General features: G+C 60.9%; 19 protein-coding genes and 2 riboswitches. Of the genes, 12 read left to right on the forward strand and 7 right to left on the reverse strand.

Annotated features, from left to right (window positions below; all coding sequences use genetic code 11):
• Window positions 1-6: 6 nt before the first annotated feature.
• The 4 genes from BW989_RS00930 to BW989_RS00945 all read right to left on the reverse strand — a co-directional run bounded on the left by BW989_RS00930 (window position 7) and on the right by BW989_RS00945 (window position 4,277).
• A complete protein-coding gene (locus BW989_RS00930; RefSeq protein WP_076584636.1) occupies window positions 7-420 on the reverse strand; it encodes a pilin in 414 nt (137 codons plus the stop codon).
• Window positions 421-506: 86 nt separating this feature from the next.
• On the reverse strand, window positions 507-923 hold the full coding sequence (locus BW989_RS00935; protein ID WP_076584637.1) for a pilin: 417 nt from the start codon (window positions 921-923) through the stop codon (window positions 507-509).
• A 267-nt stretch (window positions 924-1,190) separates the two neighbouring features.
• Window positions 1,191-2,645 carry a sigma-54-dependent transcriptional regulator gene (locus tag BW989_RS00940; RefSeq protein ID WP_076585228.1) on the reverse strand — a complete coding sequence of 485 codons (1,455 nt, stop codon included), beginning with the start codon at window positions 2,643-2,645 and terminating at the stop codon, window positions 1,191-1,193.
• Window positions 2,646-2,693: 48 nt separating this feature from the next.
• Window positions 2,694-4,277, reverse strand: a complete 1,584-nt coding sequence (locus BW989_RS00945; RefSeq protein WP_076584638.1) for a sensor histidine kinase — start codon at window positions 4,275-4,277, stop codon at window positions 2,694-2,696.
• 151 nt (window positions 4,278-4,428) lie between these two features.
• Here BW989_RS00945 and sucC point away from each other — a divergent pair, with 151 nt between their 5' ends.
• The 6 genes from sucC (at window position 4,429) to BW989_RS00975 (ending at window position 12,823) form a co-directional block, all read left to right on the forward strand.
• The gene (gene sucC / locus BW989_RS00950) at window positions 4,429-5,598 is read left to right on the forward strand and encodes an ADP-forming succinate--CoA ligase subunit beta (protein ID WP_076584639.1); all 1,170 of its coding nucleotides are present in this window, start codon (window positions 4,429-4,431) and stop codon (window positions 5,596-5,598) included.
• Window positions 5,599-5,621: 23 nt separating this feature from the next.
• Window positions 5,622-6,494 (forward strand): succinate--CoA ligase subunit alpha, encoded by an 873-nt coding sequence (sucD, locus tag BW989_RS00955; protein WP_076584640.1) that lies wholly within the window; start codon window positions 5,622-5,624, stop codon window positions 6,492-6,494.
• Between the two features lie 295 nt (window positions 6,495-6,789).
• Window positions 6,790-7,038, forward strand: a riboswitch (cobalamin riboswitch).
• A 211-nt stretch (window positions 7,039-7,249) separates the two neighbouring features.
• Window positions 7,250-9,694 carry a ribonucleoside-diphosphate reductase subunit alpha gene (locus tag BW989_RS00960; protein ID WP_076584641.1) on the forward strand — a complete coding sequence of 815 codons (2,445 nt, stop codon included), beginning with the start codon at window positions 7,250-7,252 and terminating at the stop codon, window positions 9,692-9,694.
• The gene (locus tag BW989_RS00965; RefSeq protein WP_083688086.1) at window positions 9,691-10,746 is read left to right on the forward strand and encodes a ribonucleotide-diphosphate reductase subunit beta; all 1,056 of its coding nucleotides are present in this window, start codon (window positions 9,691-9,693) and stop codon (window positions 10,744-10,746) included. The genes BW989_RS00960 and BW989_RS00965 overlap by 4 nt, the downstream gene beginning before the upstream one ends.
• The gene (locus tag BW989_RS00970) at window positions 10,736-11,143 is read left to right on the forward strand and encodes an acyl-CoA thioesterase (protein WP_076584642.1); all 408 of its coding nucleotides are present in this window, start codon (window positions 10,736-10,738) and stop codon (window positions 11,141-11,143) included. Before BW989_RS00965 ends, BW989_RS00970 begins: the two co-directional genes overlap by 11 nt.
• 45 nt (window positions 11,144-11,188) lie before the next feature.
• On the forward strand, window positions 11,189-12,823 hold the full coding sequence (locus tag BW989_RS00975; RefSeq protein WP_076584643.1) for an NAD+ synthase: 1,635 nt from the start codon (window positions 11,189-11,191) through the stop codon (window positions 12,821-12,823).
• Between the two features lie 75 nt (window positions 12,824-12,898).
• On the opposite strand, the gene BW989_RS00980 is transcribed toward BW989_RS00975, so the two are convergent.
• Window positions 12,899-13,774 (reverse strand): outer membrane protein assembly factor BamD, encoded by an 876-nt coding sequence (locus tag BW989_RS00980; RefSeq protein ID WP_076584644.1) that lies wholly within the window; start codon window positions 13,772-13,774, stop codon window positions 12,899-12,901.
• A gap of 113 nt (window positions 13,775-13,887) precedes the next feature.
• Between BW989_RS00980 and rluD the strand changes: the two genes are divergently transcribed.
• Genes rluD through BW989_RS00995 form a run of 3 tightly spaced genes read left to right on the forward strand, consistent with a single transcriptional unit; the run spans window position 13,888 to window position 16,174 of the window.
• Entirely contained in the window at window positions 13,888-14,874 is a 987-nt protein-coding gene (gene rluD, locus BW989_RS00985) for a 23S rRNA pseudouridine(1911/1915/1917) synthase RluD (RefSeq protein WP_076584645.1), read from the forward strand.
• Window positions 14,871-15,629, forward strand: coding sequence for a peptidoglycan editing factor PgeF (gene pgeF / locus BW989_RS00990; RefSeq protein WP_076584646.1), 759 nt, complete (start codon window positions 14,871-14,873; stop codon window positions 15,627-15,629). Before rluD ends, pgeF begins: the two co-directional genes overlap by 4 nt.
• Entirely contained in the window at window positions 15,626-16,174 is a 549-nt protein-coding gene (locus BW989_RS00995) for a DUF4166 domain-containing protein (protein ID WP_076584647.1), read from the forward strand. The genes pgeF and BW989_RS00995 overlap by 4 nt, the downstream gene beginning before the upstream one ends.
• Before the next feature lie 36 nt (window positions 16,175-16,210).
• Here BW989_RS00995 and BW989_RS01000 read toward each other — a convergent pair whose 3' ends face one another.
• The gene (locus BW989_RS01000; protein WP_076584648.1) at window positions 16,211-16,540 is read right to left on the reverse strand and encodes an SMR family transporter; all 330 of its coding nucleotides are present in this window, start codon (window positions 16,538-16,540) and stop codon (window positions 16,211-16,213) included.
• A 175-nt stretch (window positions 16,541-16,715) separates the two neighbouring features.
• On the opposite strand from BW989_RS01000, the gene clpB reads away from it, so the two are divergent.
• Window positions 16,716-19,298, forward strand: coding sequence for an ATP-dependent chaperone ClpB (gene clpB / locus BW989_RS01005; RefSeq protein ID WP_076584649.1), 2,583 nt, complete (start codon window positions 16,716-16,718; stop codon window positions 19,296-19,298).
• 60 nt (window positions 19,299-19,358) lie between these two features.
• Here clpB and BW989_RS01010 read toward each other — a convergent pair whose 3' ends face one another.
• Complete coding sequence (locus BW989_RS01010; RefSeq protein WP_076584650.1) at window positions 19,359-20,033, reverse strand: YceH family protein; 675 nt, start codon at window positions 20,031-20,033, stop codon at window positions 19,359-19,361.
• A gap of 128 nt (window positions 20,034-20,161) precedes the next feature.
• Window positions 20,162-20,379, forward strand: a riboswitch (cobalamin riboswitch).
• A 119-nt stretch (window positions 20,380-20,498) separates the two neighbouring features.
• Between BW989_RS01010 and btuB the strand changes: the two genes are divergently transcribed.
• On the forward strand, window positions 20,499-22,379 hold the full coding sequence (btuB, locus tag BW989_RS01015) for a TonB-dependent vitamin B12 receptor (protein WP_076584651.1): 1,881 nt from the start codon (window positions 20,499-20,501) through the stop codon (window positions 22,377-22,379).
• A gap of 72 nt (window positions 22,380-22,451) precedes the next feature.
• Window positions 22,452-24,317 (forward strand): ABC-F family ATP-binding cassette domain-containing protein, encoded by a 1,866-nt coding sequence (locus tag BW989_RS01020; RefSeq protein WP_076584652.1) that lies wholly within the window; start codon window positions 22,452-22,454, stop codon window positions 24,315-24,317.
• Window positions 24,318-24,428 lie beyond the last annotated feature (111 nt).

A 24,428-nucleotide genomic window follows, 5' to 3' on the forward strand; every position in this document is an offset into this window, starting at 1 on the left:
GCCGACTCAGAGGCAGGCCTTGGGGCGCACTTCGGCCGGTGCGCTGGTGGTGCAGGCCCAGCTGCCAGCGGCGGGGGTGTAAGTGATAGTGACGGTTTCGCCAGCAATCTTCTGGTTGACACCCGTGGCCCTGAAGGTGGCGGTGACGACGCAAGGCGTGGCCGCGACTGCAGTGATGCTTTGCACGTACTTCCCACTGGACACTGCGCCGGCGGGGACTGCGCAAGAGGTGCCGCTATTGTCGTTGGCGAAGGCCTCTGCGACTGGCGTCTTCAAGCCGCCCAACAAGGTCACGGCCTCACTGACTTGGCTGCGGGCGGTGTAATCGTTGTATTGCGGGATGGCGATGGCGGCAAGGATGGCGATGATCGCGACGACGATCATCAGCTCGATCAGGGTGAAGCCTTTCTGCGTATGCATCGTCAATTCTCCCCAGTATTGTGGATGCAAAAAAGAAAACCCCGGCCGTTAGGCCGGGGTTTTGTATCACGGCCGTCAGGCTGCGATTACAGGCAAGCCTTCGGCTTGACTTCGGCCGGAGCGGTCGTGGCGCAGGTCCAAGCACCGGTAGCCGGGGCGAAGCTCAGGGTAACAGTGTCGCTAGCGATCTTGCTGTTCACGCCGGCAGCAGCCATCGTTGCAGTGATGACGCAAGGCGAGGAAGCGTTGGCAGTCAGTGTGGCCACGTACTTGCCAGCGGTAACAGTACCTGCCGGAACCACGCACGAGTTGGCAGCAGTGTTGTCTTGCGCGAAAGCCTCAGCGATCGGGGTCTTCAGGCCGCTGGCCAGGGTGTAAGCCTCAGACAGCTGGGCACGGGCGGTGTAGTCGTTGTACTGCGGGATGGCGATAGCCGCCAGGATCGCAATGATCGCGACAACGATCATCAGTTCGATCAGGGTAAAACCAGATTGCTTGTTCATTTGTATCCCCAGGGTAGTTGGTACGTCACGTGTCCCGTGGCCGGCATCTCCGGTCCGTAGACAGCCGTGCTTCAGGCACGTGCCAGTAGGACTATGCAGGAGCCGTGCCAGACTTGGAAGTGGCCGGAATCACGTTTTTCACGCTCGCTTGACCCGATGACCGGGTCGAAATTGCCGTTTTTGGTCAGTTTCGGCCGTTTTCGGCGGGGCTGATGGGCGGTTTGGGCGCAACTGTTTCATGGGTGATACATCATCACCCACCCCTGCTTAGTCGATGCCCAGCTTCTTTAGTTTGTAGCGCAGCGCACGGAAGGTAATGCCCAGCTGCGCGGCGGTCTTGGTCTTGTTGTAGCGATTGGCAACGAGCGCTTGTTCGATCGCGGCGCGCTCCATTTGTTCGATGGCATCGGGCAGCGCTTGTCCGGGTTCGACATCCAGGATCTCTGTTACGCCACCGTCGTTCGTGGCTAATGCCGGTGCAGCGGGCGCAGGCGCTTTCACAGTGGGCTCGCTAGGTGCCGAGGCTGGCGCGGCCGCGCCTTGTTGCGGAAGCAGCAGGTCGCCGGCTTCGATCACTTCGCCATCGGCCATGGTCATGGCGCGCTCAAGGATGTTTTCCAGCTCGCGTACGTTGCCTGGGAATGCATAGCCGCCCAGCGCGCGTTGCGCAGAAGCGCCCAGCCGTGGTGCGGGGATGCCTTGCTCACGCGCCAGTCGCGCAAGGATGCCATCGGCCAGGGCAGTCAAGTCATCGCCGCGGTCGCGCAGCGGCGGCACGCGCAATTCGATCACGTTGATGCGGTAGTACAAGTCGTGGCGGAACTTGCCTTCATCCACCAGTTGCGCCAGATTTTTGTGCGTGGCGGAGAGCAGACGTATATCGACATCCACTTCGCCGGCCGCACCGACCGGACGGACGCGTTTCTCCTGGATGGCGCGCAGCAATTTGACCTGCATCGGCATGGGCAGCTCGGCGACTTCATCCAGGAACAAAGTGCCGCCACTGGCCGCCTGGAACAAGCCGACCTTGTCGGCATGGGCACCGGTAAAGCTGCCCTTCTTGTGGCCGAAGAATTCGCTTTCCATCAACTCGCTGGGAATGGCGCCGCAGTTCACCGGTACAAACGGACCGGACGCGCGCGGGCTGAGGTCGTGGATGCTGCGCGCGGTGAGTTCCTTGCCGGTGCCGGATTCGCCCCAGATGTAGACCGGGGCCTGGCTGCGCGCCACTTTGGCGATGGTTTGACGCAGTGCTTGCATCGGCGCTGAATCGCCTTCCAGCTTGGCAATCGCGGTGTTGGCGGCTTGCTCGTTGCTGGTGGCTGCAATCGGAGCCATCGTGCCGCGCTCGGAGCGCAACTTGAGGGCATGGCGGACCAGGTCACGCAGCGCGTGCAAGTCGACCGGCTTGGCGACGAAGTCGAATGCGCCGGCTTTCAATGCCTCGACCGCAGCCTCGACATTGCCGAAGGCGGTGATCATCGCCGCGGGCGTCATCGGATAGTGCGCGCTGATGTGCGCGAGCAGCTCCATGCCGCTGCCATCGGGCAGGCGCATGTCGGTCAGGCAGAAGACGAAAGGTTGCTGGGCGAGTTGCTGCTTGGCCGCGCCGACGGTGGCCGCGGTTTCGACGCGCAGTCCCATCCGGGTGAGGGTGACAACCAGTAGTTCACGGATGTCGCGCTCGTCATCCACCACCAAAGCGCACTGAGCTGCAGTCACGCGATACTCCGAAAACAATTCCCCATGATGTCTGAAAGCCTAGCAGCATCAGGGTGCGGTCGGGGCATGCGGCAGGATCAGGCGGAAGCAACTGCCGTTGGTGCGGCGCAGGTATTGGAGGTCGCCGTCATTTGACCGCGCCAGTTCGCGGGCGATGTAAAGCCCAAGCCCGGTGCCATGGCTGGATGTAGTAAAAAATGGCCGGAACAAGCCTTTTTGTGCATGTTCCTGGATGCCGGGGCCGCGATCCAATACATCGATGATTAGATGCAGGCCCTCGTCGCGCAGGCGCAGGATCATGTGGGCGGGTTGGTCGGGCATGCGGCCGTAATAGCGGGCGTTGCTGACCAGCACCATCAATATCTGGTGCACGTGCTTCGGGTCGGCATGCGCGCGCAGTTTTGTCGAAGGGGCCTGCAGCTCCAAGGTGTCGTTGTCGAGCGGGAAGCCAGCGGCATATTCGGCAAGGAAGTCATGCAGCATCTCGCCCAGGTCGAAGTCTTGCGGCTGCGCGCGTTCGCGGCGGGCAAGCCCCAGCACACTGTCGATGATGCCGTTCATGCGCTGGATCTGCTGGTCGATGATGTCCAGCATGCGTCGATCCATCACATCCAGATGGCTCGACTCATTGAGCAATTGCGCGGAATACTTGATCGCCGACAACGGGTTGCGGATCTCGTGGGCAAGGCTGGCAGAGAAGCGCCCCAGCGTGGCCAAGGTGATGCTTTCGGCGCGCTTGGTGGCTTGTGATGTGTCTTCGAGGAAGACCAATACTTCGTCGCTGTCCGGGTGCAGCTGAAAGAATTGCGGCTCAATCTGGCGTGCGTCTACGCCTACAGTCACCGGGCTGCGTTCCGCGTCCGGATTGCGCTCCCAGGCTTCCATCATGCGTTGCAGTTCGGGCGATGCCACGGCCAGTGAGCGTCGATCCCCCTCCGGCGGCAACTGCAGCAATTGCGCACCCACTTCGTTGCTGGACTGGATATCGCCCTTGGCATCGACCACCACCACGCCTGCGGGCAGTCGCTCGAGGATTTGTTGGGTCAATGCAGAGAGCTCGGCGATCTCCAATTGCTGCGCGGACGTGGCCCAGGTGGCCAGGGCGATGCGGTGACCTATGCGCCCGGCCAATAGTGCAATCGTGTAATAAGCCAGCATCAAGGGAATGAGGTAAGGCCCCATCTCATGCCGGCTTGCTTCATTGCCGGCAAAAATGCTGATAAGCATCGCGCATGACAGGGTTGCGGACAGGGCACCGAAACTGGTGGAGACCATCAAAGCCCCGGAAGCGATGGTAAACAGCAGCAACACGCCGATGACGGCGATTGCCTCCGGCAGCAGGCTCAGGACGACGGAGGCGAACCCCAAGTCGACGATCGTCCCTACGATCAGCTGCCATCGCACCTGGACCCGGGTAAAGCTCAGCGCCAGCAGTAACCCGGCAACCAGGACATAGCCCATGCCGGTGAAACCCGCTGCGCTGTTGAATGCCACGCCCCAAGACAAAGAGGACGCTGGCAGCACCAACATCAAGGCGACGAGTGCGGCGGCAACCAAGCGATAAATCACGTACAGCTGGACTTCCGCCCCTAGCGGATGCCGCGACACGGGTTGGTGCGAAAGCGCGTTCATGGGGCGTAGGCAGGCTCCGTGGGGCCAGTTTCATTGAGGGTTGGGGGCGGCCGAACCCCGGTTTTGCCCGAGCAGGCCGCATCGGCGACAATATACGGCGCTCCGCGGGCCGCGTGCCGGCGGGATGCGTCTTCCCACATCCTGGTGACCCATGAATTTCCACGAATATCAGGCCAAGCAAATGTTTGGCGACTACGGCATCAATGTTCCCGCAGGGCAGGTTGCCCGCTCCCCCGACGAAGCGGTGGCCGCCGCCAAGGCAATCGGTGGCGATTTCTGGGTGGTCAAGGCCCAGATCCATGCAGGTGGCCGCGGCAAGGCCGGCGGCGTGAAGCTTGCCAAGACATTGGACGAAGTGCGCGAATACGCCAAAGCCATGCTGGGCACCAAGATGGCGACCTATCAGACCGCCGGCGTCGAGTTGCCGATCGACAGCGTGCTGATCACGCAGGCCACCAACATCGACAAAGAACTGTACCTGTCGGTGCTGGTCGACCGCGCCACCCAGACTGTGACCTTCATCGCTTCGGCGGAAGGCGGCATGGACATCGAGCAGGTCGCGGCTGAAAAGCCCGAGGCTATCAAGACCCTGCACGTCAATTATGTGCAAGGCCTGCAGCCCTACCAGACGCGCGACCTCGGCTTCGAGCTGGGCCTCAACGCCAAGCAGGTCGGTCAGCTGTCCAAGATCATGATGGGCCTGTTCAAGCTGTTCAACGACAAGGACCTGGCGCTGGTTGAATTGAATCCACTGGCAATCCTCGATAACGGCGATCTGGCCGTGCTGGACGGCAAGATCGATTCGGACGACAACGCCAACTTCCGTCATCCGGACCTGGTGGCGATGCGCGACGTGCGTCAGGAAGACGAGACCGAAGTGCTCGCCTCCAAGTACGACCTCAACTACGTGACCATGGACGGCAACATCGGCTGCATGGTCAATGGCGCGGGTCTCGCCATGGCGACGATGGATGTCATCAAGTTGAACGGTGGCGAGCCGGCCAACTTCTTGGATGTCGGCGGCGGCGCCAACAAGGAAAAGGTCACCGAGGCGTTCAAGTTGATCCTCTCCAGCGACAAGGTGAAGGCGATCTTCGTCAACATCTTCGGCGGCATCGTCCGCTGCGACATGATCGCCGAAGGCATCATCGCCGCGGTCAAGGAAGTCGGCGTCAAGGTGCCGGTGATCGTGCGCCTGGAAGGCACCAATGTGGATGCCGGCAAGGAGCTGCTGAAGAACTCCGGCCTGGCCATCATCCCGGCCGATGACATCAACGATGGCGCGAAGAAGTCGGTGGAAGCCGTCAAGAACGCCGCCTGATCCCACCTTCGAGGAATTTTGAAATGGCAGTTTTGATCAACAAGGACACGAAGGTGCTGGTCCAGGGCTTCACCGGCTCCCAGGGCACCTTCCACGCGCAGCAGATGCTCGATTACGGCACGAAAGTCGTGGGCGGCGTCACTCCGGGCAAGGGCGGCACCGAGCACCTCGGCCTGCCGGTGTTCGACACCATGCAGCAGGCAGTGAAAGCGACCGGCGCGAATGCCTCGGTCATTTACGTGCCGCCGCCGTTCGCGGCCGATGCGATTCTTGAAGCGGCCGATGCCGGCATCAAGGTCATCGTCTGCATTACCGAAGGCATCCCGGTGCTGGACATGATGCGCGTCAAGAACACGCTGAAGGGTTACCCGGACACCGTGCTGGTGGGCCCGAACTGCCCCGGCGTGATCACTCCGGGCGAATGCAAGATCGGCATCATGCCGGGCCACATCCACATGCCGGGCAAGGTTGGCATCGTCTCGCGCAGCGGCACGCTGACGTATGAGGCGGTCAAGCAGACCACGGACGCGGGCCTCGGCCAGTCCACCTGTATTGGTATCGGCGGCGACCCGATCAACGGCACCAACTTCATCGATGCGCTCAAGCTGTTCCAGGAAGACCCGCAGACCGAAGGCATCATCATGGTCGGCGAAATCGGTGGTTCGGCTGAAGAAGAAGCCGCCGAATACATCGCCAAGCACGTGACCAAGCCGGTTGTTGGTTTCATCGCCGGTGCGTCCGCGCCGAAGGGCAAGCGCATGGGGCACGCCGGCGCGATCGCCTCGGGCGGCCAGGGCACGGCGGAAGGCAAGTTTGCCGCGATGGAAGCCGCAGGCATCACCACGGTGAAGTCGCCGGGTGATCTGGGTGCGGCGATTGCGAAGCGCCTGGCTTGACGGCTGCGAGGCCGTGATCGGCCCGCGCAACCGGTGCTCGAAGGCTCACGTACTGCCTGTACGCTTCGCCTTCTCAGCGCCGGCCGCGCGAACCGCTGAAGGCCACTCGCTCGCCAAGCACTAAGCCTCGACAAGCATCACTGAAGTCGAAAGAAAGGCCACCCGATCGGGTGGCCTTTTTCTTATGGTGTGATGCGGCTTCGGAGTTTGCATGGCTGCCTTGTACGGCGTCTCGGATTCCGTATGCCGGCATTAACACCTCAACATTTTGTGTTGACGATGTAGCATCGACCCATTATGTTGTGGCTGTCGAAGGTGTCTGCGCCTAGCCAGGTGCAGACTGAAATGGGAATCCGGTGGAAGCGTCGTGGCAACACGCCTGCTTGAATCCGGAGCTGCCCCGCAGCGGTAATTGGGAACGACCCGCGTCAATGGCACTGGCTCGTCGCGCAAGGCGACATGGCTGGGAAGCGACGCGCAGTAGATGCGATCAGCCGATCGCGCGCCCATGAGCCCGAAGACCTGCCTCGGCCGGCGCATGTGCGCCGTCTGGCCAACCGTCTCCGCGGGGAGCGCAGGTCGAAGCAGGCAGGGGCCGATGGGTCGCTGCGTGTCGTCGATCTTCGTCCGCGTTGATGCAGGCTCGCCCGAGGGGGCGAGGGCCGGTCGTCGTGGATGTCGGCTTCGGTCCCCAGACCGGTTGGCATTCCGTCGCACCGCTTTCGCTTTCTCTCCATTGACCCAAGGAGAGATGCATGGATACCGCAACACCCACCCGCGACATCCCCACCCAGTCCGATGTCGCTGCGAAGGTTGAACCTCGTACGACCCAGGGCAACTTCGCCCTCACGCCGCCGCACGCACCCACGGCCATGGGCATCACCAAGCGCGACGGCCGCCGCGAGGCGGTCGATGTCGGCAAGATCGTGCGCGCCGTGCAGCGCTGCAGTGACGGGCTGGACGACATCGACCCGATGCGCGTCGCGCTCAAGACGATTGCAGGGATTTATGACGGGGCGACCACCCGTGAGCTGGATGAGCTGTCGATTCGCACTGCGGCCGCGTTCACCGCCGACGAGCCGCAGTACGCGCGTCTGGCCGCGCGTTTGCTCTCGGCTTACATCGACAAGGAAGTGACCGGGCAGGGCATCCACTCGTTCTCGCAATCGATCTCGCTGGGGGTCGAGCAAGGCCTAATCAATGACCGCTTGCGGCAGGTCGTCGAAGCCAATGCACGCAAGTTCAACGATGCCATTGATGTCGAGCAAACCAAGCGCTTCGAATACTTCGGCCTGCGTACCCTGTATGACCGCTATTTGCTGCGTCACCCGACGCGCCGCACGGTCATCGAGACGCCTCAGCAGTTCTTCATGCGTATCGCGGTGTCACTCACCGAAAGCGCCGGTGAAGCCTTGGAGCTGTATCGCTTGATGTCGTCGCTGGACTACATCCCCAGCTCGCCCACGTTGTTCAACTCCGGCACGCGGCATGAGCAGTTGTCCTCGTGCTTTTTGCTCGATTCGCCGAAGGATTCGCTGGCGGACATCTATGCGCGTTATGCAGACGTGGCGCAGCTCTCCAAGTTCTCGGGCGGCATTGGACAGGCGTATTCGCGCATCCGTTCGCGCGGTGGATTGATCCGCGGCACCAACGGCCGCAGCAACGGGATCGTGCCGTGGTTGAAGACGTTGGATGCCTCGGTCGCTGCAGTGAACCAAGGCGGCAAGCGCAAGGGCGCGGCCTGCATCTATCTGGAAACTTGGCATGCGGACATCGAGGAGTTCCTGGAGTTGCGTGACAACACCGGCGACGAGATGCGCCGCACCCACAACCTCAATTTGGCCAACTGGGTGCCTGATCTTTTCATGCGCCGCGTCGAGGAGGATGGTGACTGGTCGTTGTTCGATCCCAGCGCGCTGCCGGAGTTGGTGGATCTGTGGGGCGAGGAATTTGATCGTGCCTTCCAGCAAGCCGAGAAACAGGGCTTGGCAACGCGCACGATTAAGGCGCGCGATTTGTATGCACGGATGATGAAAGTGCTGGGCGAGACTGGCAACGGCTGGATGACCTTCAAGGATGCGTCCAACCGCACTTGCAATCAGGTGGGCCCGGGCAGGACCGTGCATCTGTCCAATCTGTGTACCGAAATTCTCGAAGTCACTTCTGCCGAAGAAACCGCGGTGTGCAATCTCGGTTCGATCAATCTGGCGCGCCATGTTGTGGAGGATGAGCGCGGCGCTGCGCGGTTCGACTTCGACAAGCTGGCCGAAACTGTGCGTGTGGCCGTACGTCAGTTGGATCGTGTCATCGACCTCAACTTCTATCCCATCGAGTCCGCACGCCGATCCAACATGCGCTGGCGACCGGTGGGCTTGGGCGTCATGGGCCTGCAGGATGTGTTCTTCCGATTGCGCCTGCCGTTCGATTCGACGGAGGCATTGACTCTCTCCACGCGTATTGCCGAGCGGGTCTATCTGCATGCGTTGGAGACATCCTGCGAGATTGCGGAAGAGCGTGGGGCGCATCCGGCCTTTGCGGATACGCGCGCCGCACGCGGGGATCTGCAGTTTGACCTGTGGGGCGTGGTGCCGACAGAAGTCGCTGCATGGGAAGCGTTGAAACCACGCATCGCCCAACACGGATTGCGCAATTCCTTGCTGATTGCGATCGCGCCGACCGCGACTATTGCGTCGATTGCCGGGTGTTACGAATGCATCGAGCCACAGGTGAGCAATTTGTTCAAGCGTGAAACCTTGTCCGGCGATTTTCTGCAGGTCAATCGTTATCTGGTGGATGAACTGAAACGCTTGGGTCTGTGGACGGAGGCCACCCGGGATGCGATCAAGATGGCGGAAGGCTCGGTGCAGGGGATCAATGGCATTCCCGATGTCTTGAAGTTGGTGTACCGGACGGCATGGGAGCTTCCGCAGAAAGCACTGATCGACCTCGCCGCAGCACGCGGTGCCTACATCGACCAATCGCAATCGCTCAACTTATTCATGGAAAGCCCGAACATCGGCCGCCTGTCATCGATGTACATGTACGCGTGGAAGTCGGGATTGAAGACGACCTATTACTTGCGATCGCGGCCGGCGACGCGCATCGCCAAGGCCACGGTCCATGTGCAGTCCGCTTACACGCCGCAAGAGGCGCTTGCGTGTTCGCTTGAGAACCCGGAAGCCTGCGAGGCCTGCCAATGAGCGCGCTATCCACCACGTTTGATGTCATCAAGGAGGAAAACCGGATGCAGCAATATTTGCTTGACCCCGGCTTCGCGCTCACCTTGCGGCCGATGCGTTATCCAGTCTTCTACGAGATGTACCGCGATGCGATCCGCAATACCTGGACGGTGGAGGAGATCGACTTCGGCATCGATCTCAATGACCTGCGGAACAAGTTGGCGCCGGCGGACCGACACTTGATCGAACGACTGGTGGCGTTCTTCGCCACCGGCGACAGCATTGTCGCCAACAATCTGGTACTCAATCTGTACAAGCACATCAATGCGCCGGAAGCGCGCATGTATCTCTCGCGTCAGCTGTATGAGGAAGCACTGCATGTGCAGTTCTATCTCACCTTGCTGGATGCCTATATCCCCGATGCGACACGTCGCAATGAGGCTTTCGCGGCGATCGAAAGCATTCCTTCCATTCGCGCCAAGGCTGATTTCTGCTTCCGCTGGATGGACTCGATAGATGCGTTGGACAAGCTGGAGACACGTGAGCATCGTCGTCAGTTTTTGTTGAATCTGATTTGCTTTGCCTGTTGTGTCGAAGGTCTATTTTTCTTCGCAGCTTTCGCCTACGTCTGGTTTCTTCGCTCACGTGGCTTGCTGCCCGGCCTTGCAGCCGGCACCAACTGGGTGTTTCGTGACGAGTCGGGCCATATGGCGTTTGCGTTTGAAGTGATCCGTACCGCGCGGCAGGAAGATCCGGGCTTGTTCGATGCAGGCATGGAGCGTGACGTGCGCAAGATGATGCACGAAGCCATCGAGGTCGAAGCCATCTTCGCCGACGACGTGCTGTCCGGTGGGGTGAACGGCCTGTCGCCGCAGGAAATGCGTCAATACCTGATGTATGTCGCCGACCAGCGATTGACAGCGTTAGGCATGGTGCCGGAATTTGGTGCGAAAAATCCGTTCCCGTTCCTGGACCTGCAGGACGTGCAGGAGCTGACCAATTTCTTCGAGCGACGTGTATCGGCCTATCAGGTGGGCATCAACGGCGCGGTGGCTTTTGACGATGTCTTTTGACCCCGTCTACGCCCCACGTGAAGCACGTATTTGGGAAATCGTCTTCCCCGACCACACCAATCACCTGGGCACCCTGTTTGGAGGGCAGGCCCTGGCTTGGATGGACAAGGCGGCGTTTATCGCCGCCACGCGATTTGCCCGCAGCACGGTGGTCACGGCGCGCTCGGAGCAGGTTGATTTTCACGTACCGGTGCGCCAAGGCCAGTTGGTGGAATTGGTCGCACGCGTGAATGAGGTCGGCCGCAGTTCAATGCAGATTGATGTCGAACTGCACACGGAGGACGCGCTCGCCGGGACGCGTCGACTGTGCACGCGTGGCCGCTTCACCATGATCGCGCTGAACCGGGCGGGCAAGCCAACCGAGGTCGCGCTGCCTTCGTGCAAGGTTCTGGAATAATGCGATGACCTGAACCAGATAGCCGAAAGGCAAGCGGACATCACGATGACGAATCTGCGAATCGCCATGGCCCAGTTCGATTTCCCGGTGGGCGATATCGTCGGCAATCGGACGCGCATGGCAGAGATGATTGCTGTGGCGCGCGACGAGCACGGTGCCGATGTGGTGATGTTCCCCGAGCTAGCGCTTTCCGGTTATCCGCCCGAAGACCTGTTGTATCGCCCCTCGTTTTTACGCGAATGCGAAATGGCGATGGATGAGTTGGCCAAGACCGTCGAAGGCATCGTGGCGGTGGTGGGTTGGCCGCAGGCGGCAGGGAGCGTGGTCTACAACGCGGCGAGTGTGTTGCGCGAAGGCCGTATCGCGTCGACCTATCGCAAGCGCGAGCTGCCCAATTACGCCGTGTTCGACGAGCGGCGTTATTTCGATGTCGATCCGGATCGTGAGGATTGCGTGTTCGAGGTCAAGGGCGTGCAGGTGGGGCTGGTGATCTGCGAAGACCTGTGGTTTGCCGAGCCCGTCGCGTCCACTGTGGCAGCGGGTGCGGAGTTGGTGTTGGTGCCGAATGCATCGCCTTTCGAGCGCGACAAGCACGCGCAACGTGATGCGTTGTTGGCGCAACGCACTGGCGAAACCGGCGTCGGGATTGCCTATCTCAATCTTGTTGGCGGGCAGGATGCCTTGGTGTTTGATGGCGCATCGGTGGTCTGTGATGCGGATGGCAAGGCTTCGCCTGCCGCCGCCGCGTTTACCGACCAATGGCTGGTCGTCGATTACGACGCGACATCACGCAAGTTCACTCCCGTGCAATGGATGGACGATGGTGATGAATCGCGCGATGCGCTCGCCTGGCGCGCCGTCGTGCGGGGGATTCGCGACTACTGCGGCAAAAACGGCTTCAAGAAGGTGTGGCTGGGATTGTCGGGTGGCATCGATTCTTCGATGGTGATGGCGCTGGCGGTGGATGCGCTGGGTGCGGATAACGTCACTGCGGTGCGCATGCCTTCGCGCTACACAGCCGACCTTTCCAATGATCTTGCGCAGCAGCAATGCGATGCGCTGGGCGTGAAGTTGATGGCACTGCCGATTGAAAAGCCGTTCCAGGCTTATCTGGATACATTGCAGGAGACCTTCGCCGGTACTGATGTCGACACGACGGAAGAGAACCTGCAGTCGCGTATTCGTGGTGCGATGCTGATGGCCTTGTCCAACAAATTCGGCGGCCTGTTGCTGACCACTGGCAACAAGAGCGAGTACGCAGTGGGGTACGCGACCATCTATGGCGATATGTGCGGCGGATATGCTCCGATCAAGGACCTGTACAAGACCGAGGTGTTTGCGTTGTCCCGCTGGCGCAATACCGTCGGTGGCGCGGAAGTGATCCCGAACGCGGTAATCGAGCGTCCGCCGAGCGCCGAGTTGCGCGACAACCAGAAGGATCAGGATTCGTTGCCGCCTTATGACGTCTTGGATGCCATTTTGCTGCGTTACGTTGATCAGGAGCAGTCGCGCGATGAGATAGTTGCGGCCGGGTTTGATTCGGTGACGGTCGATAAAGTTGTCCGATTGGTCCGGATTGGCGAATGGAAGCGTCATCAATCAGCGCCGGGGCCCAAGGTGTCACGACGTGCCTTCGGGCGAGAGCGTCGCTATCCGATCACCAGTGGTTGGCGCGGCTGAGGCCCGTCCGGAGCTGCATCGACCCAACAAAAAAGCCGCCCATTGGGCGGCTTTTCGATGGCGAAGTGAGCGAAGTTACTCGCCGGTTTCGCGCATCGGCACGCCTTCGCGGGCAAACGGATTGAGGCGATCGAAAATCGAAGGATCCTTCGGCCACCCCCCCGTCAGCCACGGGTGCGACGGGTCGTTCTGCATCAGCACGCGCTTGGCGTCTTCGGCCAGCGTAGTGTTGCCAAGGCGGGTGTAGGTCTCGGCCAGCACGGCGACGGCGTCGCTCTGGTACTCGCTCTGCGGATAGGTCTCAAGGAGGTATTTGGCACGGTCGGCCGCGGCCACCCAGGCACCACGACGCAGGTAATACACCGAGGTGTTCAACTCCTGGCGTGCGAACTGGTTGCGCAAAAAGACCATGCGCTGGCGTGCATCGTCGACATAACGGCTGTTACCGAAGCGCTCGACCACGATGCCGAAATCGCTGTAGGCCTGCATCGGTGCGGCAAGGTCGCGGCTGGCCATGTCCAGCGAGAAGACGCGTTGCAGGAAGACCGTGTTGCGTGCCTGGTTGGATAGGCCGCGCAGGTAATACATGTAAGGCACGTACTTGTGCGTGGGGTAGGTGCGCAGGAAGCGGTCGACGCTGGACACGGCCTCGTCGTTCTTGCCCGACTTGTACTGGGCGTAGGCCGTTTCCATTAACGCTTGCTCGGCATACACGCCGTACGGGTACTGGGCGATGAGGCGTTTGAACGTCTCTTCGGCGGTGCCGTAGTTGCCGCCCACCATCTGCTTGTGGGCCTTTTCATACAAGACCTCGACCGGCTGGCCTTCGTTGTTGCCGTCTTTCTTGAACATCTTGCCCATGCGGGCACAGCCGCTGCCGGCCAAAGTGATGATCAACAGCAGGAGCGCGATGCGGGCGAACGGGTGACGCGCTTTGGGGCGTAAGGTCATGGGCTTGGCAGGGGAGGTGATGCGGAAGCGGTGATAATAGCCCAGTCGGCCAGGGCCTCGCCCGCGGAGCATGAATCCGGCGATAACGTCCGCCCACAGCAGCCTAGTTCCCCATGACCCAGAAACCTAAAGATTCCAATGCTTTGCACGCCGTGGTGCCCGCCGAGGCCGCCGGCCGTCGGTTTGATGCGGTGTTGGCGGAGCTCTTCCCGGATTTCTCGCGCTCGCGCCTGGCGGGCTGGATCAAGTCGGGTGATGCCTTGCTGGACGGACAAGCGGTGCGCCCGCGTGATCCGGTACGCGGGGGTGAGTCGGTGAGCCTGGTCGCGGAATTGGGCATCGAGACCGAAGCCTTGCCTCAGGACATTCCGCTGGATGTGTTGTACGAGGACGATGCCGTCTTCGTCATCAACAAACCGGCCGGCCTGGTGGTGCATCCCGGCGCGGGCAATCCCGATGGCACGCTGGTCAATGCGCTGCTCTATCGCGACCCTACGCTCAAGACCCTGGCGCGCGCCGGCATTGTCCATCGATTGGACAAGGACACCTCGGGCGTGATGGTGGTGGCGCGCACCTTGCCTGCGCAGACGAAATTGGTGGAGATGCTCTCGGATCGCGACGTCCATCGCCAGTATGTGGCAGTCGTCGCGGGGCCCATGGTTTCGGGCGGCACCGCGGATTTCGCCATCGACCGTCACCCGCGTGACCGCATCCGCATGGCTGTGCGCGAGGATGGCCGTGATGCTGTCACCCACTACCGCCTGCGGGAGCGCTTCCGTGCGCATACGGCGCTCGAATGCCGCCTAGAAACCGGGCGCACGCACCAGATTCGCGTGCACATGCAGCACATCAAGCACCCGATCATCGGCGACTCGCTCTATGGCGGCGCGCTCAAGTTGCCCAAGGGCGCGACCGAAGAGTTGGTCGATGGCTTGCGCGGCTTCAAGCGTCAAGCCCTGCATGCCGAAGTGCTGGAGTTTGCGCATCCCATCACTGGCGAGCCGGTACGCGCCGAAGCGCCGATCCCGCAAGACATGCAGACACTGATGAAGGTTCTGCGCGAAGACACCGCCGCGTTCAATGAAGCGCAGCGCCGATGAGTCATACGCCGTGGATCGACGCGGATTGGCCCGCGCCGCCCGGTGTGCGGGCGATCACCACACGCCGCTTTGGCGCTGGCGTATCGCAGGCCCCATTCGACACATTCAACCTGGGGCTGCGCAGTGGGGATGATGTCGATGCGGTGATGCACAACCGCGAGCAATTGATCGATGCCCTGGCGTTGCCGTCAAAGCCGCGTTGGTTGCAGCAGGTGCATGGGGTCGATGTGGCGAGGTTTGATGCCGCATCCCCATCCGACATCGAACCCCAGGCTGATGCCGCCGTTACCGATATGTCGGGTGAAGTGCTGGCCATCCTCACCGCCGATTGCCTGCCCGCCGTGTTCGCGGCGCGCGATGGCAGCGAGATCGCGGCAGCACACGCAGGTTGGCGTGGTTTGACCGCCGGCGTGCTTGAATCGACCGTGACCGCGATGCGAACCGCGCCGCAGGACCTCGTGGTGTGGTTGGGACCAGCGGCAGGCCCTAAGGCCTACGAGATCGGAGCAGAGGTGCGCGATGCTTTCGTTTCCGTCGATCGCAATGCGGCATCCGCCTTCGTCGAAACTCGTCCAGGGCACTGGAAGGTGGACTTGTATGCACTGGCGAGGCAACGGCTTGCTGGCGTGGGCATAGATTCCGCCCGCGTTTCTGGCGGCGACCGCTGCACCATCTCTGAGTCCGGTGATTTCTTTTCCCACCGCCGCGATGGACGCAGCGGGCGCATCGCTACTTTGGTCTGGATGACCGCATGACCCCAACTTTGTTTCAGCGCCTGTTGGGCGCCGAGTTCTATCACCTCTCGCCGCAAGTCAAGGCTCTGCATTCGCAATCGGGCCAGTTTGTCTGGCGTGGCCTCAGCACCATCGAGCGCGGCAACGGCCTGTTGGCGCGCTTAGCCTGCAGTGTTGCGCGCTTGCCACCTTCGATGCGCGAAGTTCCGGTCAGTGTCGCGTTCACCTGTGACAATGCTCGCGAGACCTGGCAACGCAGTTTCAACGGGGTGCCGATGTATTCGCGGCTAGCCTTAGATGCGGGACGGTTGCATGAACGATTGGGCTTGATGTCGTTTCGTTTTCGTCTTTATCGCATCGGCGCTGATCTGCACTGGGTGGCAGAAGAGGCGAAATTTCTAGGGTTGATTCCGCTGCCTGCCTTTTGGTGCGAAGGTATGCGTTGCCGTGAATTCGCAAGCGACGGACGCTATTGCTTCATGGTAGAGGCGCGATTGCCCTGGTTTGGCCAGCTGATTCATTACCAAGGCTGGTTGATGCCCGATGATGGCAAGCCCGCCGATTAAGCCATCGGCCGTCATCAATGAATCCAGTGCGTTCATTCAGTGCGCGACCGTCTTTGAGAACAGATTGATCACCAGCACGCCGGCCAGGATCAAGCTGATGCCAATGAGTGCAGGCAGGTCGAGCTTCTGGCCGAGAAATGTCAGGCCGATGGCCGCGATCAGCACGATGCCAGCACCAGCCCAGATGGCATAGGCGATACCGACCGGCACAGTTTTGAGGGTGAGCGAAAGAAAGTAGAACGCGGTGATGTAACTCACTATCGTGATCAACGAGGGCCAGAGCTTGGTGAAACCTTCGGATGCTTTCAGGAAGCTGGTGCCCAGAACTTCACCGCCGATGGCGATGGCCAGATATAGCCAGTGCATAGATCGCTCCAGTAGCCCAGAGGGTGTGGGCTACCCACGGATTCTCCGTGTCCTGGTCACTTGATTTCAATCGCCCGTGTGTGGGCAAAAAATCCGTCTTGCACATTGATTTAACCTGGCTTAGGCACCATCTCCTGTGCATCGCGGAATGCCGCCACATCATCGGAGATGCGCCATGCGCATGGACAAACTCACTTCGCGCTTCCAGCAGGCGATTGCCGATGCGCAATCGCTGGCTGTCGGGCGTGACAACTCGATCATCGAACCCGCTCATTTGCTGCTGGCCTTGCTGGACCAGCAGGGTGGTGGCACCAAGCCGTTGCTCGCCCAGGCCGGCGTCAACGTACCGGTACTGTGGGAAAGGCTAACCGAGGCATTGGATCGCTTGCCCAAAGTGAGCGGGCAGGCAGGAAACGTCAGTGTCAGCAACGATCTCTCGCGCCTGCTCAATGTCACCGACAAGCTTGCCCAGCAGCGCGGTGATGCGTTCATCGCCAGCGAATTATTCTTGTTGGCTGCGTTGGAGGACGGTGGTGATGCGGGGCGCGCGCTGAAGGTAGCCGGGGCTAACAAGGCGCAGCTCGAGACTGCCATCGACAACATGCGGGGAGGAGATACCGTGCAGGACGAAAATGCCGAAGACCAGCGCCAAGCGTTGGAGAAATACACCGTTGACCTGACCGCGCGCCACGAGAAAGGCAAGCTGGATCCGGTTATCGGCCGCGATGAGGAAATCCGTCGTTGCATCCAGGTGCTGCAACGTCGCACCAAGAACAACCCCGTGCTGATCGGCGAGCCCGGTGTCGGCAAGACTGCAATTGTCGAGGGCTTGGCCCAGCGCATCGTCAACAACGAGGTGCCGGAGGGTTTGCGCGGCAAACGCGTGCTGTCGCTCGACATGGGCGCGTTGATTGCAGGTGCGAAATTCCGAGGTGAGTTCGAGGAACGCCTGAAAGCCGTGCTCAATGATTTGTCGAAGAGTGAGGGCCAGATCATCCTCTTCATCGACGAGCTGCATACCATGGTCGGTGCCGGCAAGGCGGATGGCGCGATGGATGCCGGCAATATGCTGAAACCGGCCCTCGCGCGCGGCGAGCTGCACTGCATTGGCGCGACCACGCTCGATGAATATCGCAAGTACATTGAAAAGGATGCCGCACTGGAGCGTCGCTTCCAGAAAGTTTTCGTAGGTGAGCCTTCGGTCGAAGACACGATTGCGATTCTGCGCGGTTTGAAAGAGAAATACGCGGTCCACCATGGTGTGGAGATCACCGATCCGGCCATCGTCGCGGCGGCAACGCTCTCGAACCGCTACATCACCGATCGTCAGCTGCCTGACAAGGCCATCGACCTGATGGACGAAGCGGCATCGCGTATCCGCATGGAAATCGATTCCAAGCCGGAAGAGTTGGATCGCAAGGAGCGCCGTCTCATCCAGCTCAAGATCCAGCGTGAAGCGTTGAAGAAAGAGAAAGACGACGCATCCAAACAACGGCTTGCCGACCTTGAAGAAGAGATCAAGGGGCTGGAGCGCGACTACAACGATCTGGAAGAGGTGTGGAAATCCGAGAAGGCCACCCTGCAAGGCGCGACGAAGATCAAGGAGCAGATCGAGGACGCGCGCCTGCAATTGGAGGCCGCGCAGCGCCAGCAGGATTTCGCGCGCATGAGCGAGATCCAGTACGGCACTTTGCCGGAGTTGGAAAAGCAACTGAAAGCCGCGCAGGAAGTGGAGACCACCGGGTTCCGTTTGCTGCAGGACAAGGTGACGGCGGAAGAAATCGCGGAAGTTGTCTCGCGCTGGACCGGCATCCCCGTCAGCAAGATGCTGGAGGGCGAGCGCGAGAAGCTGCTCAAGATGGAGGAGCACCTGCACACGCGCGTGGTCGGGCAGGAAGAGGCGATCAAGGTCGTGTCGGATGCGGTGCGTCGTTCGCGTGCGGGGTTGAGCGATCCGAATCGCCCCAGTGGCTCGTTCCTGTTTCTTGGCCCAACCGGCGTCGGCAAGACCGAGCTCACCAAAGCGCTGGCCGATTTCCTCTTCGACTCCCCCGACGCGATGATCCGCATCGACATGAGCGAGTTCATGGAGAAGCACAGCGTGGCGCGCTTGATCGGTGCGCCGCCGGGTTACGTGGGTTACGAAGAGGGCGGCTATCTCACCGAAGCCGTGCGTCGCCGTCCCTACAGCGTGATCCTGCTGGATGAGGTGGAGAAGGCGCATCCGGATGTGTTCAACATCTTGCTGCAGGTGCTGGACGACGGTCGTCTCACCGATGGGCAAGGCCGCACGGTGGACTTCCGCAATACGGTGATCGTGATGACGTCGAACCTCGGCTCGCACCAGATCCAGGAGCTGGCGGGCGATGATTCACCCGAGGCCTATGTGCAGATGAAGGCCGCAGTGATGGGCGTAGTGCAGGCGCATTTCCGTCCGGAGTTCATCAATCGCCTGGATGACATTGTCGTCTTCCACCCACTCGACAAGCAACAGATCAAGCAGATCGCGAAGATCCAGCTGGGTGGTTTGGAGAAACGCTTGGCCGAGCGCGGCATCAAGTTGGAGCTAAGCGACAAGGCTTACGAGCTGCTGGGTAATGTCGGTTTCGATCCGGTGTACGGTGCGCGTCCGCTCAAGCGTGCCATCCAACAGCAGATCGAGAACCCGCTGGCGCAGCAGATCTTGTCTGGGCAATTCACCAACGGTGATACCGTCAAAGTGGATGCTGAGGGTGGCAAGCTGGTGTTTCAGCGGTAAAGGCGCAATAAAACGATTGAAGAAGGGGCCGAAAGGCCCCTTCTTCATATTGAATTCGTATCAGCCGGTTGCAGATGGCTCATCTCGAATCAGATGTGCCAGTTTGGCTTCCAAAGCTTCGACTTTTGCTTCCAGCGCCGTCACGCGTTCGCGCATGCTGGGTGCGCTTTGTTCTGTTGAAGTTTCATACGCAGCCTCGTCGTCGCCATCATCGATCACTTCACCCGGCACAAGTAGCTGGCGATAGCGATCTTCGCGCTGACCGGATTTGCGTGGCAGTACAGCGACCAGTGCTGGCTCTTTCTGCATCAGACGCTCCAGCACATGGCCCACTTCTTCGACATTCTCGAACTTCGCCAAGCGCTCGCTGCGGCCGAAGAGTTCATGCACGGTTTGCGGCCCGCGCAGCATCAATAGAGACATCAACGCTGTCTGCGGGGGCGTCAGGCCGTAGACAATCTCAAAGCGATGCATGTAACGCTCCGATCGCGCGGTATGTTGTGAACGCACCATGCCGCGCACTTCGAGCTGGCGTAGTGCGTGATGTACGTTGCCCAGTTCCAGCGACATCACCGGGTCACGTGCAGTCTTCTGGTTACAGGCCATGACGATGTTGTTTACCGTTAGCGGATAAACATCAGGCGTGGTTTTTTCTTTCTCGACCAGGCAACCGAGAATGCGGGCCTCGACCGGGGTCAGTAGCTGCAGGGCCTTGGGTTCGTTCGTTTCGCTCATGGATCAGTCCTTTGCATCGTGTCGTGCGCAGTTTGGCATCGTCGGCTTGGGGGCGGGAAAGTGGCTGCCAAATACGGCTTATTTCTGATCGGCATCACCGGCAGGCGAGTTTCGCAGACGTTCGGTGCTAGACTTGCGCCGCCTCAGGTGGCCACGATTGAGTGGCTGAAACGGGAATCCGGTACGCGCGCTGCGTCATTCCGGAGCTGCCCCCGCAACGGTAGGCAGGCGGGCCCATCGGGCCTGGGTGCGGCATCACCACTGTGCATCTCGCATGGGAAGGGCTGCACCGGACGCATCGGCGTCTTCTGCGAGCCCGGAGACCGGCCAGAGGATCAACCGGACATGCGGTGGGCATGCGGACGGTGGCGCGCGTCCGTGTCGATGCCGCTTCGTTCGCTGTCTCCTGCACGTCTTTCCCGAAGCCATATCCGCGCGGTAGGGCGCGGAAGCAGGAGTTACACGATGTCAGCTCGCTCCATCCTCACCCAGGCCGCGCTCGCCGTGGCGATCTCGCACGCGTTCGCATCCATCGCCATCGCACAAGATGCGTCGGCCCAATCGCTCGACCGTGTCGTCGTCACCGGTACGCGCAGCGAGCGTGGCCCGGACACCTTGGCAGCACGCACCGTCATCGAACGCGAAGAGATCGAGCGCCTGCAGCCAGCATCACTGCAAGATTTGTTGCGCGGACAAACCGGTCTTGCCATCTACAACCAGGGCGGTGCGGGCAAGGTCTCCGGCCTGTTCCTGCGTGGCACGAGCCCCGGTCAAGTGCTGGTCTTGGTCGATGGTGTCAAGATCGGTTCGCCAACCAACGGTATGGCGGCAGTGTGGGATATTCCGGTGTCGCAGATCGAGCGCGTTGAAATCGTGCGCGGTCCGTTGTCGTCGCTGTACGGCTCGGAGGCTGTTGGCGGCGTCATCCAGATATTCACGCGCGGCGCCGGTGAGCCGGGCGTGCATCCTGAATTTGGCGTGGCCATCGGTAGTGAGCACACCTACAAGGCCGATGCTGGCATACGTGGTCGCACCGCGCGTGGCTGGTATTCGGCGGGCGTTGCCCACGAAGAAATCCGTGGCTTCAATGCCTGCAATGGCGATCCGGTGACCTTCGCTGGTTGCGGCACCATAGAGCCGGATCGCGATGGCTATCGTAATGATTCCGTGCGCTTGGCTGGCGGCATCGATTTCAATCAGCAATGGCAGGCTGATGCACGCCTGCTTCGTGCTGAAGGCAAGAACGAGTTCGATGGCGGCTGGGCTAACGAAAACGAAAACGTCCAGCAGGTCGCTGGCGCGCATGTGCGATATGCGCCGAGCGAGACCTTTGCGCTGCATCTCAACGCCGGCCGCAATGATGATGATTCACGCAGCATCGTGGGTAGCACCGGCATGCAGTCTGGTCGGATTACCACGCAACGTGATACCGCCAGCTTGCAGGCGGACATCGGCGGTGACACCAACCTCTTGAGCGTGGGCTTCGATTGGCAGCGCGATGAAGTGGAAGGCACGACCGTATTCGATGTTGATCACCGCATCAGCCGGGCGCTTTTTGGTCAGTGGCGTACGCAGTCCGGTAACCAGCATTTCCAGACCGGCCTGCGTCGCGAGGACAACAGCCAATTTGGCGGTGCGACCACCGGCAACGCGGCCTGGGGCTGGGATTTCACCGAGGCACTGCGTCTGACGGCGTCCTACGGCACCGCCTTCCGCGCCCCGACCTTTAATGATTTGTATTACCCCGGTTTCAGCAATCCGAATCTGCGTCCGGAGCGTTCACGCAGCATCGAGCTCGGCGTCGAAGGCCGTCATGGCTGGGGCGAATGGTCGCTGCGTGGCTATCAGAACCGCTTGCGAGACCTCATCGTTTACAACCCCATGTTGACTTCGCCCAGCAGTCCTTACGGCATGCCCGACAACGTGCAGTTGGCGCGCGTGCGCGGCCTGGAAGCCATGTTGGGTCTTGATATCGCGGGCTGGGATGTCAATGCGACCGCCAGCTTCATCGATCCGCGCAATGAAACGCCGGGTTCGCTCGACGGCAAGCAGCTCAATCGTCGCCCCAAGCGGATGGCGCGCATTGACGCGGATCGTGACTTCGGTCGCTACAGCCTGGGTGCCAGCGTGAACGGCAATAGCGCGCGTTTCGATGACCCGGCCAATCGCGTGCGCATGGGCGGCTATGCCACCACCGATCTGCGTGCAGGGCTGCGGATGAGCGATGCATGGCGTTTGCAGCTGATGGTTGCCAACGTATTCGACCGTCAGTACGAAACCGCGCGTTGGTACAACCAGGCCGGTCGCACCTGGCTGCTGTCGCTGCGTTGGCAGCCGGGTCAATAAAACCAGGGCAGTAAACCCACGGATGGAAGTGGGCGTGGGCGGCAGGGATGCCGCCCCATTTACAATAGTCGAATGATTTCCTTCCGCAATTTCGCTTTGAGGCGTGGCGAACGTCTCTTGTTGTCCGATGTCGACCTGGCCTTGCATGCCGGCTATCGCGTGGGCGTGGTCGGCCGCAATGGTGCCGGCAAGACCTCCTTGTTTGCAGCGCTCCTGGGCGATGTTGAACCGGACAAGGGCGATCTGGACCTGCCCGGCAAGGCGCGCATTGCGAGCGTCGCACAAGAAACGCCGCATCTGCCCGATCCTGCGCTCGACTTCGTGCTCTCAGGCGATGATGTCCTGCATTCGGCCGTGCGCGCAGAACGCGATGCGATGGCCGCGGAGGACTGGGAAGCTGTCGCCGAAGCGCATCACAATCTGGCGGAGTTGAATGGCTACGACGCCGAGGCGCGTGCCGGCAAATTGCTGCACGGCCTGGGCTTTCCCGCCGATACGCACGACACACCGGTTGCGGATTTCTCCGGTGGTTGGCGTGTGCGCTTGAACGTGGCGCGGGCGTTGATGACGCCGAGTGATCTGTTGCTGCTCGACGAACCGACCAACCACTTGGATCTCGATGCCGTCGTCTGGCTGGAGGATTGGCTCCGCCGTTACGACGGCACTTTGCTCGTCATCAGTCACGACCGCGAATTCCTCGACAACGTCACCACTCATATCCTGCATCTGCACGATGGCAAGGCGAAGTTGTACGTCGGCAATTACACAGCGTTCGAACGCCAGCGCGCCGAGCACCTGCGCCAGCAGCAAATTGCGCATGAGAAGGAGCAAGTAGAGCGTGCGCATTTGCAGAAGTTCATCGATCGTTTCAAGGCCAAGGCGAGCAAGGCCAAGCAGGCGCAGTCACGCATGAAGCGCCTGGCGAAATTGGCGGGTACCGAAGCCGTGCGCGTAGAACGCGGTGTGCACATCGATCTGCCCGTACCTGCGCGCATGCCGAATACCTTGCTCTCGCTACGCCATGTCGATGCCGGCTACGGCGAAGGTGCGAAGATCTTGAGCGATGTCGGCTTCGGACTGGAAGCAGGTGATCGCATTGGTCTATTGGGCCCGAACGGCGCAGGCAAGTCGACGTTGGTGAAGACCCTGGTCGGCGAGCTGGAGCCGATGGCAGGCGAGCGCGTCGCGCACCCGGATCTGGTTATCGGCTACTTCGCACAACACACCGTGGAGTCGCTGGTTGCGGGCACATCGCCCATCGACCATTTGAAAGAACTCTCGCCAAATACCGCAACGCTCGACTTCCGCAATTTTCTAGGCCGCTGGCAATTCGCGGGTGATCGCGCGTTCGAGCCGATCGACAATTTCTCGGGTGGTGAAAAAGCGCGCCTCGCACTGGCCTTGATCGCCTGGCGCAAACCGAACCTGTTGTTGCTTGATGAGCCGACCAACCATCTTGATCTCGACATGCGCGAAGCCTTGGCAGAAGCTTTGTCCGATTTCGAGGGTGCGATTGTCATGGTCAGCCATGATCGCCACTTGATCGGCTTGGTCAGTGACGAGTACTGGCGTGTGCACGATGGCGTGGTCGAGCCTTTCAACGGCGATCTGGATGACTACGCCGCGTGGCTGCGTTCGCGCCCTGCGCCGGGCGAAGACAAGACGGCCAAGGCCCCGGCGAAAACAGTGGTTGAGCCCGTCGCCGCGCCGTCTGCCTTGAAAAAGTCGTCTAACAAGATCAATCCGCACAAGTTGGAAAAGGCCGAGGCGCGCGTCGCCCGCCTGGAAGAAAAGCTGGCGGAGTGCGATGCACAGATGGCTGACCCGGCGGTGTACTCGGATGCTGATCGCATCGCCGATCTTGGCCGTACCCAGATGCAATTGCGTGAAGAGTTGGCGACGGCGGAAGCAGAACTGCTTGCGTTGTACGATGCCTGAGCTACGCCCGATTGGACTGCGCGCTGCGTCGCGACTCTCGTTCCGGCCTCAGAAGCGTGGCTGATGCGCAGCGAGGAAGGCGATTTGCCGCGGCAACGCCGAGGGGCTAGG

Origin of the sequence: Solilutibacter tolerans, assembly GCF_900155935.1 — a bacterium.
In the GTDB taxonomy this organism is placed as follows: domain Bacteria; phylum Pseudomonadota; class Gammaproteobacteria; order Xanthomonadales; family Xanthomonadaceae; genus Solilutibacter; species Solilutibacter tolerans.